The sequence below is a fragment of the Faecalibacterium sp. AF10-46 genome, assembly GCF_003604105.1.
GTDB lineage: Bacteria > Bacillota > Clostridia > Oscillospirales > Ruminococcaceae > Faecalibacterium > Faecalibacterium taiwanense.
This window is the reverse complement of sequence record NZ_QVGY01000008.1, coordinates 134366-144481: the sequence shown is the minus strand read 5'-3', so window position 1 is coordinate 144481 and position 10116 is coordinate 134366. Positions and strand designations below refer to the sequence as shown.

General features: G+C 47.6%; 9 protein-coding genes and 2 pseudogenes. 9 read left to right on the top strand and 2 right to left on the bottom strand.

Annotation, left to right across the window (positions count from 1 at the left end):
• The first annotated feature begins 473 nt into the window (after positions 1-473).
• From nrdD to DWV57_RS10005, 3 genes are all read left to right on the top strand, one after another.
• On the top strand, positions 474-2645 hold the full coding sequence (nrdD, locus tag DWV57_RS10015) for an anaerobic ribonucleoside-triphosphate reductase (protein ID WP_118528344.1): 2172 nt from the start codon (positions 474-476) through the stop codon (positions 2643-2645).
• A 178-nt stretch (positions 2646-2823) separates the two neighbouring features.
• A complete protein-coding gene (nrdG, locus tag DWV57_RS10010; RefSeq protein ID WP_120020688.1) occupies positions 2824-3381 on the top strand; it encodes an anaerobic ribonucleoside-triphosphate reductase activating protein in 558 nt (185 codons plus the stop codon).
• A 117-nt stretch (positions 3382-3498) separates the two neighbouring features.
• On the top strand, positions 3499-3747 hold the full coding sequence (locus tag DWV57_RS10005; RefSeq protein ID WP_118528348.1) for a DUF6061 family protein: 249 nt from the start codon (positions 3499-3501) through the stop codon (positions 3745-3747).
• A gap of 125 nt (positions 3748-3872) precedes the next feature.
• Here the strand turns inward: DWV57_RS10005 and DWV57_RS10000 are convergent, their stop codons facing one another.
• Positions 3873-4328: a hypothetical protein gene (locus DWV57_RS10000; protein WP_120020687.1), complete on the bottom strand. Its 456-nt coding sequence runs from the start codon at positions 4326-4328 to the stop codon at positions 3873-3875.
• 181 nt (positions 4329-4509) lie between these two features.
• The gene (locus tag DWV57_RS09990) at positions 4510-4713 is read right to left on the bottom strand and encodes a DUF4367 domain-containing protein (RefSeq protein WP_256372188.1); all 204 of its coding nucleotides are present in this window, start codon (positions 4711-4713) and stop codon (positions 4510-4512) included.
• A 151-nt stretch (positions 4714-4864) separates the two neighbouring features.
• Between DWV57_RS09990 and DWV57_RS09985 the strand changes: the two are divergent.
• The 6 genes and pseudogenes from DWV57_RS09985 to DWV57_RS14555 all read left to right on the top strand — a co-directional run.
• Positions 4865-4993 (top strand): annotated as a pseudogene (locus DWV57_RS09985) (Maff2 family protein); the annotation flags it as partial.
• Positions 4994-5282: 289 nt separating this feature from the next.
• Entirely contained in the window at positions 5283-6641 is a 1359-nt protein-coding gene (locus tag DWV57_RS09980; protein ID WP_118528356.1) for an MATE family efflux transporter, read from the top strand.
• 3 nt (positions 6642-6644) lie between these two features.
• The gene (locus DWV57_RS09975; RefSeq protein ID WP_118528358.1) at positions 6645-7472 is read left to right on the top strand and encodes a MerR family transcriptional regulator; all 828 of its coding nucleotides are present in this window, start codon (positions 6645-6647) and stop codon (positions 7470-7472) included.
• 12 nt (positions 7473-7484) lie between these two features.
• On the top strand, positions 7485-7736 hold the full coding sequence (locus tag DWV57_RS14560) for a hypothetical protein (RefSeq protein ID WP_165852921.1): 252 nt from the start codon (positions 7485-7487) through the stop codon (positions 7734-7736).
• A 479-nt stretch (positions 7737-8215) separates the two neighbouring features.
• Positions 8216-9556: an MATE family efflux transporter gene (locus DWV57_RS09965; protein ID WP_120020686.1), complete on the top strand. Its 1341-nt coding sequence runs from the start codon at positions 8216-8218 to the stop codon at positions 9554-9556.
• 67 nt (positions 9557-9623) lie between these two features.
• Positions 9624-9725, top strand: a pseudogene (locus tag DWV57_RS14555) (DUF6061 family protein); the annotation flags it as partial.
• Positions 9726-10116 lie beyond the last annotated feature (391 nt).

Sequence of the window (10116 nt, the reverse complement as noted above, 5' to 3'; positions counted from 1 at the left end):
CATTCTTTTGCCTCAGCGCTTGGCGCTCAAGTATAATACCACACCCCTGCCTCCTTGTCAACACTTTTTGACAGATTTTTTCCATTCTTTTTTGCGCACGACCGGAAACGGCATCTGACCGTGAGGTCTATGCGCCGCAGCTACTTTGGTGCAGCTTGGCACGAATGCCTCTTCTCTTTGCTTATATAATGTATTATAAGCTTTCGCCGTATAATATTTTGCGATATTACACCTCGGAAACGGGGGTGCGTTGTCAAGAGGTCTTGGCTCAGATTTTATCCTGAAAATTATCCATGAATTTTGGCTAAAACTCCAAAACGCAAAATGTAGTGGTATTTTCCTTGACTTGCCACTAGATAGTGATAGAATAGAGCTACATTCAGTTTGTTGGATATCGTGTGCGCAAAACGGGTATCTCTTATTGTAAGAGATACCCGTTCACACTGTGCTTTATTTGTTAAGGAGGAGAGCCGATGAAGATCATCAAACGCAACGGTGCAGAGGTCCCCTTTGATATCACCAAGATCATCACCGCTGTTACCAAGGCCAGCGATTCTGTGAGCGGCCAGAGCCGTCTGACCAAGGACCAGATCACCCAGATCGCCGCTGCTGTTACCGACCAGTGTCAGGCGCTGAACCGCGCCGTCAGCGTGGAAGAAGTGCAGGATATGGTGGAAAACCAGCTCATGGACATCAAGGCACATGATGTGGCCCGGCACTACATCACCTACCGCTATGTGCAGAGCCTGAAGCGCCAGACCAACACCACCGATGAGCGCATCCTGAGCCTGATCGAGTGCCAGAACGAAGAGGTCAAGCAGGAGAACGCCAACAAGAACCCCACCGTGAACAGCGTACAGCGCGACTATATGGCCGGTGAGATCTCCAAAGATCTGACCGCCCGTCTGCTGCTGGACCCGGAGATCGTCAAGGCCCATCAGGAGGGCCTGATCCACTTCCACGATTCCGACTACTTTGCCCAGCACATGCACAACTGCGATCTGGTGAATCTGGAGGACATGCTGCAGAACGGCACCGTCATTTCCGGCACCTATATTGAAAAGCCTCACAGCTTCTCCACCGCCTGCAACATCGCCACCCAGATCATTGCACAGGTGGCATCCAACCAGTACGGCGGCCAGAGCATCAGCCTGACCCACCTCGCCCCCTTTGTGGATGTCTCCCGCAAGAAGATCGCCGCTGAGGTAGAAGTGGAAATGGCCGGTCTGGACGTTTCTGCTGAGCGCAAGAAGGAGATCGTAGAGCGCCGCCTGCGCAGCGAGATCAACCGCGGTGTGCAGACCATCCAGTATCAGGTGGTCACGCTGATGACCACCAATGGTCAGGCCCCCTTTATCACCGTGTTCATGTATCTGGGTGAGGCGCGCAATCCGCAGGAGAAGGCAGACCTTGCCATCATCATTGAGGAGACCATCCGCCAGCGCTATCAGGGCGTGAAGAACGAGGCCGGTGTGTGGATTACCCCCGCCTTCCCCAAGCTGATCTATGTGCTGGAAGAGGACAACATCCGCCCCGGCACTCCCTACTATTATCTGACCGAGCTGGCCGCAAAGTGCACTGCAAAGCGCATGGTGCCCGACTATATCTCCGAAAAGAAGATGCTGGAGCTCAAGGTGGACAAAAACGGCGAAGGCCACTGCTACACCTGCATGGGCTGCCGCAGCTTCCTGACCCCCTATGTGGACCCCGAGACCGGCAAGCCCAAGTACTACGGCCGGTTCAATCAGGGCGTTGTCACCATCAATCTGGTGGATGTGGCACTCTCCTCCAAGGGCAACTTTGAGAAGTTCTGGAAGATCTTCGACGAGCGTCTGGCCCTGTGCCACCGCGCACTGCAGGCACGGCACAAGCGACTGCTGGGCACTCCCAGCGATGCCGCTCCCATTCTGTGGCAGTATGGTGCACTGGCTCGCCTGAAGAAGGGCGAAAAGATCGACAAGCTGCTGTTCGGCGGCTACTCCACCATCAGTCTGGGCTATGCCGGTCTGTATGAGTGCGTGAAGTATATGACCGGCAAGAGCCACACCGATGCCGGTGCAAAGCCCTTTGCTCTGAGCGTGATGCAGCACATGAACGACAAGTGCAACGCATGGAAAAAGGCCGAGAACATCGACTACTCCCTCTATGGCACCCCGCTGGAATCCACCACCTACAAGTTCGCCAAGTGCCTGCAGAAGCGGTTTGGCATCGTGCCCGGTATTACCGACAAGAACTATATCACCAACAGCTACCATGTGCATGTGTCGGAGCAGATCGATGCCTTCACCAAGCTGAAGTTTGAATCCGACTTCCAGCGCCTGTCCCCGGGCGGTGCCATCAGCTATGTGGAAGTGCCCAACATGCAGGACAATCTGGAAGCCGTCATGAGCGTGCTGCAGTTCATCTACGACAACATCATGTATGCGGAGTTGAACACCAAATCCGATTACTGTCAGGTGTGCGGCTATGACGGCGAGATCAAGATCGTGGAGGATGACGGCAAGCTGGTGTGGGAGTGCCCCAAGTGCGGCAACCGCGACCAGAACAAGCTGAACGTTGCCCGCCGCACCTGTGGCTATATCGGCACCCAATTCTGGAATCAGGGCCGCACGCAGGAGATCAAGGACCGCGTGCTGCATCTGTAATTTTTGCATAAAGGAAAGCGCCCTCGCCCTCTCAGTCAAAACCTTGCGGTTTTGCCAGCTCCCCCAAAGTGGGAGCCTTTGGCAGTACGGCAAACTTTGCCGATTTGCCAAGGCCTCTCCCTTTGGGAGAGGTGGCACCGCAGGTGACGGAGAGGGCGAGCCAGCTTGAAATGAAGCTATGAACTATGCAACCATCAAATACTATGACATTGCCAACGGCCCGGGGGTGCGCACCAGCGTGTTCGTGTCCGGCTGCCGCCACCACTGCCCGGGGTGCTTCAACGCCGTGGCGTGGAACTTTGACTACGGCCAGCCCTTCGATAAAGCCACCCGCAACGAAGTGTTTGCTTCCTGCCAGCCGGACTATATCGCGGGCCTATCGCTGCTGGGCGGCGAACCCATGGAGCCGGAAAATCAGCGGGAGCTGCTGCCCTTCGTGCGCAACTTCAAGGCCTTGTACCCGAACAAAACGGTATGGTGCTATTCCGGCTACACCTGGGAACAGCTGACCGGCAAAGAGCCAAGCCTTGCCCGGTGTGAAGCCACCGACGAGCTGCTGAGCCTGCTGGATGTGCTGGTGGACGGCGAGTTCGTGCAGGCAAAGCACGATATCTCCCTGCGGTTCCGCGGCAGCAGCAACCAGCGTCTGCTGGATGTGAAAAAGACCCTTGCCGCCGGGGAGCCCGTGTGGTGGGAGGACGAAAAGGTGTTCGCCACCCATACTATGGAAAAATAAACATAACAGAAAAGATGTGCCATAATTACTCGTGATGAATTCAGTTGCCCTAAATTCACACGAGCAGGGACACGACCAACTGGATTTGAACAACGAATACATACAGGAGGTTTTCGCATGAACAAACTGCTTTCCTGCCGCTACAATATGGACACCAACCGGGTGGAAGCCCGGTTCGCAGATGGCACTACCCTTTCCATTGATTGTATCGCCATTGAGGACGAGTACGGCAACACTCCGGCACAGCGGGCAGAACTGGACTGGCTACTATACAACAAGCCCTTGGAGTACGCCCAGCTTGTGCTGGGTGGTGAAATCGAGCATTACCTATCACTTGGCTGTGACCATGGCAGATTAAAAGATTGATCTTTAATTAAAATATCCAAACCAAAACAACAGTCCTCTACTTGCAATTGTTGCAAATAGAGGACTGTTAGTCATTAGCGATTCAAGTTGTCAAGATAATAAATTCAAACTATGTAAAAAAAGTCCTATCCTTCAACGCTCTCTGACATTATCGATTCATATAGAGATGTACTCAACGTATCTATATCATCGGAAAGAGGTTTTCCAAGATTGTAAATAAAACTTTGAAACAGTTCAATGGTCTGTTCACTAAATGCCGGACGTGACTCAACATTCTTCGATATTTCAATCAATTTGTTGGCAATATCGTTAAAATGAGGAATTTCATCATAGGATGTTACTTGAAGCAAAACGCTAAGTTCATCTGCATGCTCTTTGGTCTCGCCCAAATCAATGGGGTCGGAATAGTACAAGTCTGAAAAAAGCATGGACATCAAAACAGATACTTGTGTATCGATCTGTTCTTGGTTGAATTGAAGCTTTTGGTAATCTTTGTACATATTGCTAAATTTCATTCCACATAGAATTATAAGCACTGCAACGACACCTATAAAACCATAACGAACAATCCTTACTTTCATTGACGGCCTCATTTATACACCTCCGTTTTTTTGCTCCTAACAAGAGCCTTTGTATAATCAACGCAATTCGCATTCGCTTCGTTTCAATTTTCAGGAGAAATTTTTTCAAATTTTCCATCTTTGTAAGTTCAGACAAAAAGAAAGCCGGACATTTGTGTACTCTCACAAATGTCCGGCTTTCTTAACGGATACCTTCCGCAATTTTCATAATCTCATCGTATGGAATGTTTCCCATAACGGTATGTGTAATCCCCTGATATTCCCAACTTAGAGTATAAACATTCTTTCCATGTTCATCCGTACTAGTTCCAAGTACGCCATCTGCTTCTCCGACCTTTACGGTTTCGTACACTGTATGCTCATTATCAAATAGATGCCGATTCACTCCCGCCCGCCTGATAAGACGAGCGGTTATTTTTTACCCATTGACCCAACAGGTACACCGGAAAATCAGCCTTCGCCGTGGTTTTCGGCTTTTTGCAAACGGATTTCAGGTGTGTGCAGGGTCACTTTTTCAAAATAAAGGAGATTTTTCTATGGAATTCTTTAACAGCGCAGTGGACGTTCTGAAGACTCTGGTTGTGGCATTGGGTGCCGGTCTGGGCGTGTGGGGTGCCGTCAACCTGATGGAGGGTTACGGCGGCGATAACCCCTCCGCAAATGCTCATGTGCCATAAAGAAACACGCAAGAATTTGATTGACAGCATCCACTATTCCATAGCAACAGCGAGTTGCTTGTTAAAATAAGGTTTGCAGTTTTATAATAAATAATAACATATTCCTTAGGAGGGACAGACATGGAAACACGAGATATTCTCAAGAATTTGCGTGAAAAAAATAAACTTACAAAAAGTCATTTGAACGGTACTACAAAATGAGAAAAAGCGCTTGACTCTACATCTGTTGTAGATATTATAATATTGGTAGTTTAACAAAAAAGAAGGATTAGGCAATATGGAAAAAAACCTTACTACCGGCAGTGTGTTCAAAAATGTTGTATTATTCTCATTGCCGTATCTGCTCTCGTATTTTCTTCAAACGCTCTATGGCATGGCTGACCTATTAATCATCGGACAGTTCGAGGGTGTAGCCAGTACTACCGCTGTTTCTATCGGCTCACAAGTGATGCACATGCTTACGGTTATGATTGTAGGGTTATCGATGGGAACAACCGTCAGCGTCGGCCAGGCGGTGGGGGCAGGAGATCGAAAACAGGCAGCGCATAACATCGGGAATACGGTAATATTGTTTCTGGTGGTTTCCATTGCACTTACGGCCATCCTGTTATCCCTTGTTCATCCCATTGTCGTTGCCATATCTACGCCAACGGATGCGGTGAGTGGTACGGTCACCTATTTGACCATCTGCTTTATCGGGATTCCGTTTATTACATCCTACAACATTATCAGTTCTATTTTTCGAGGGTTGGGCGACAGCAAAAGCCCGATGTGCTTTATTGCCACAGCCTGTGCTGCCAACATCGCTTTAGACTATCTTTTTATGGGTGTGCTGCACCTTGGGCCTGCGGGCGCAGCCCTTGGTACAACTCTCTCTCAGGCAATCAGTGTAGTTGTTTCCCTGACCGTTATTTTGAAACGCAGGAGCATCGTTCTGAAAAAAAGCGACTTCAAGCCTTGCCGTGCGGTCATGGGGAAAATTTTGGGGATCGGCATCCCGATTGCGTTTCAGGACGGCCTGATTCAAGTTGCTTTTATTATTATCACGATTATTGCCAATCAGCGTGGACTGAATGACGCAGCGGCAGTCGGGATTGTGGAGAAAGTGATCAGTTTTCTCTTTTTGGTCCCCTCCTCTATGCTGTCTACCGTTTCTGCCTTGGGAGCGCAAAATATCGGTGCGGGCAAACCGGAGCGGGCCATTCAAACGCTGCGCTATGCGGTGATGCTCGCCGCAGGCTTTGGCGTGCTTGCTTCTATCGCGATCCAGTTTACAGCGGAAGGCATCGTTTCGCTGTTCACTGATCCCAGCACTGCGGACGGAGCGGCGGTGGTCCGTTTCGGCGGCCAGTATCTGCGTGGTTACATTTTTGACTGTATTTTTGCTGGCATTCATTTTAGTTTTAGCGGCTTTTTTTGCGCATGCAGGAAATCCGGCCTGTCGTTTTTACACAATATTCTCGCCATTGTATTGATGCGTGTGCCTGGCGTTTATGTGACCTCAAAATTATTCCCGGCAACGCTTCTCCCGATGGGACTGGCTACCGCGGCAGGCTCACTGCTATCGGTCGTGATCTGCCTAATCGCCTTTGGAGTCATACGGCGCAAATCAACGCTTGTTCTGGTGGAGGAGTAAGATATGGATCGGAAAAATCTTTTCCCAATAGGTGAAGTGTCAAAATTGTTTCATATCAGTGTTAGTAGTTTGCGGCACTATGAACATATCGGTTTGCTTACACCAGAATACATTTCCTCAGATTCTGGCTATCGTTACTATGGCACCGAACAATTTGAAGTACTCAACACAATCAGGTATTTGCGGGCATTGGATATGCCTTTGGCCGAGATTGAGGACTTTCTCAAAAATAAGGATATCAGCCGTATTGAGGAAAAGTTGTTACAGCAAAAGCATGCAGTCCTGAAAAAGCAACAAGAATTACAACGTATAGAACAAAAGATTAACCACCGCTTAAATTGGCTGCGAGACGCACAAAGTGTGCCTTTGGATACCGTTTCCTTAATAGAGCTTCCGTCCTGTCGCATTGTTTGGGTAGATGCTCCACTGAAAGTAGATGGCTCTCTTGATATGGAAGTGCCGATTAGAAAGCTGGATCAATCTGATGCCGAAGCCGTTGTATTTCTTGGAAAGGTCGGACTTGGCATTTCCGCGGAACATTTGCAGCAATCAATAGTAAATCGTTATGACAGCATTTTTCTAATACTGGATCAAGAGGACATTTATACAGGTGAAACCATTACTCTTCCCAAAACACTTTGTGTACGGCTGCGTTTTCGAGGCAGTCATATAGAAGCTCCAGCGCACTATGAAAAGCTCCTTGACTACATCACAAAAGAACAGATACAGATTGTTGGCTTTTCGCGAGAAATCACGCTCATAGACTATGGCATTACTAATGACAGTGAAAAATTTGTGACTGAAATATGTATTCCGGTCAAGTGCAGATAAGAAGGGCATAAAATGAGATTTGTTGTTAAAAAAGAAATTTTTGAAGAACTGCCGAGTGCCTGTTTTGGTGTTGTTATGGCAAAAGGCATTGATAATAATAACGCATACCCAGAGATTGAACAATTTTTAGATGAAAGTATCCAAGCTGCAATGCAGCGTTTTGAGGGAAGAAAAGTCAAGGAAGATCCGGATATTTTACCATATCGAGAAGCATTCCGAGCCTTGAATATCCTATCCAATATCGTACTGAATGAATTGGACTGATGGGTGGCCTCCCCATGGGAGAACATGCCCACTCACTACGAGTACAAAACCAGACAGAATTTCTCATGTGCCATAAAGTAACACAAAAAACAACAGACAGCCGCCACAATTCCGTAATGATTGATGCTTGACAGACTCCTTCAAGTTCGCTATAATAATAAACGCAAAACTTTAGTGGACTTTTCCGGATTCGGTCATCTTTTTGCCACACAGCTATCTTGTGATAGTTGTGTGGCTTTTTTGTTGCCTGTATCTCAGAAGTATTAGCAGAATGGAGGACTATATCTGTATGGGAAAAAATTTTTTGTCTCTTATCAAGACGTGCCGTAGTGTACGGGCTTATAAATCGGAATCGGTCCCTTCCAAGGCTTTGGACGCTGTACTGGAAGCAGGGACTTATCCGGCCCAGGAAGTCGGTCAGCCCGCAGCACGCAAACAAAACTATATTGTTCGGACAATTTGTGGAGAAGAGGGAAAGCATGCAGACCAATAACAAAATGGCGGTCGCGCCCGTTGGAAAGCTCATCTGGCAAATGTCGATACCGCCGCTGATTTCCATGTTCCTGCAATATTCCTATAACCTGATAGACAGCGCGTTTGTGGCACGGTTGAGTGAGAATGCACTGATCGCTGTTTCTCTGGCATTCCCGATTACAACATTGATGAATGCGGCGTCTATCTGGATCGGTGTCGGCGTGAATGTGCTGATAGCAGGATATCTTGGACAGAAAAAGCAGGATGATGCAAATACAACCGTCACACATGGATTGTTACTGGCCTTTGGAATTGGTGCTTTGCTCAATCTTCTGGCATTACTGATTATGAAACCCTATTTTCGGGCATTCACCAATAATGAAGAAATTTATCAGCTGAGCATCGCCTATATGAGTGTGTGCTCCTTCATGCAAATTCCCAATATGGTGCATATCGCCATCCAGAAGATGATACAGGCCACCGGGAACATGGTCGCTCCCATGTGGTTCCAGATTGCAGGAGTGGTCGTTAATTTTGTATTTGACCCACTCCTAATTTTTGGCATTGGTGTTTTCCCACCTATGGGAATCCGCGGCGCTGCGGTGGCTACTGTTGCGGGCTATTCAGTATCCATGATTTTGGCATTTGCTTTGCTGCTGGGCAAAAAGCAGAAAGTGCAGGTAAAAATCAAAGGCTTTCATTTGCAAAAGCAGATGATCCGCCGTATTTTTGCCTTTGGCCTGCCATCTTTTATTATGAACGCCCTCAGTTCGTTTATGGTGACGTTCGTCAATCTGTTCCTGGTGGCGTATTCCGATACGGCGATTGCTTTCTTCGGTGCGTATTTTAAGGTGCAGCAGCTGATCGTTATGACAGTAAACGGCTTGATTCAGGGCTGTTTGCCTATTATGCGGTTTAACTACGGCGCAGGCAACAGCGAACGGCTGCATTCCGCTTTCCGATATGGAACTGTTTTGGTCACCGGCATGATGATACTGGGGACGTTGGCTGTCCTCCTCTTTCCGACGCAGATCCTAGGATTGTTTACGGCGTCGGAAGCTATGCGTTCCTTTGGCATCTCCGCCATGCGGATCATGGCGGCAAGCTATCTGTTTTGCGGTCTCTCTACTATGGTTTCCACCTATTTTCAGGCTACGGAAAAAGTAGGTTCCAGCATGGCAATCCAATTATGCAGGCAGATGCTTTTCCTTGTTCCCGCCTTATGGTGTCTGGACAAATTGTTCCATCTGAACGGAATCTGGCTTGCATTTCCGGTTGCCGAAACTGCCACTTTGCTCGTTGCTCTCGTGATGATGGCATGGCATCGCCGCAAAAATATCTCATAACGTGTTCCAGGGAGGAAAAATGATGAACGACACTTTCATGAAAGAGAAACCGGTATTACCGCTGATTTTACTATACAACAAGCCCTTGGAGTACGCCCAGCTTGTGCTGGGTGGTGAAATCGAGCATTACCTATCACTTGGCTGTGACCATGGCAGATTAAAAGATTGATCTTTAATTAAAATATCCAAACCAAAACAACAGTCCTCTACTTGCAATTGTTGCAAATAGAGGACTGTTAGTCATTAGCGATTCAAGTTGTCAAGATAATAAATTCAAACTATGTAAAAAAAGTCCTATCCTTCAACGCTCTCTGACATTATCGATTCATATAGAGATGTACTCAACGTATCTATATCATCGGAAAGAGGTTTTCCAAGATTGTAAATAGATAATGTACCTCCAATTTTTTGCTCCCAATAGGAGCTTTTGCTTAGTCAACGTAATTCGCCTTGTGTTTGTGACAGCTTTTTTGAAAAATTTTCTAGTTTTTGTTGTATTTGTATACTTATACAAAAAAACTCCATGCTATTTATGAGTTCCAACAAATAACATGGAGTTT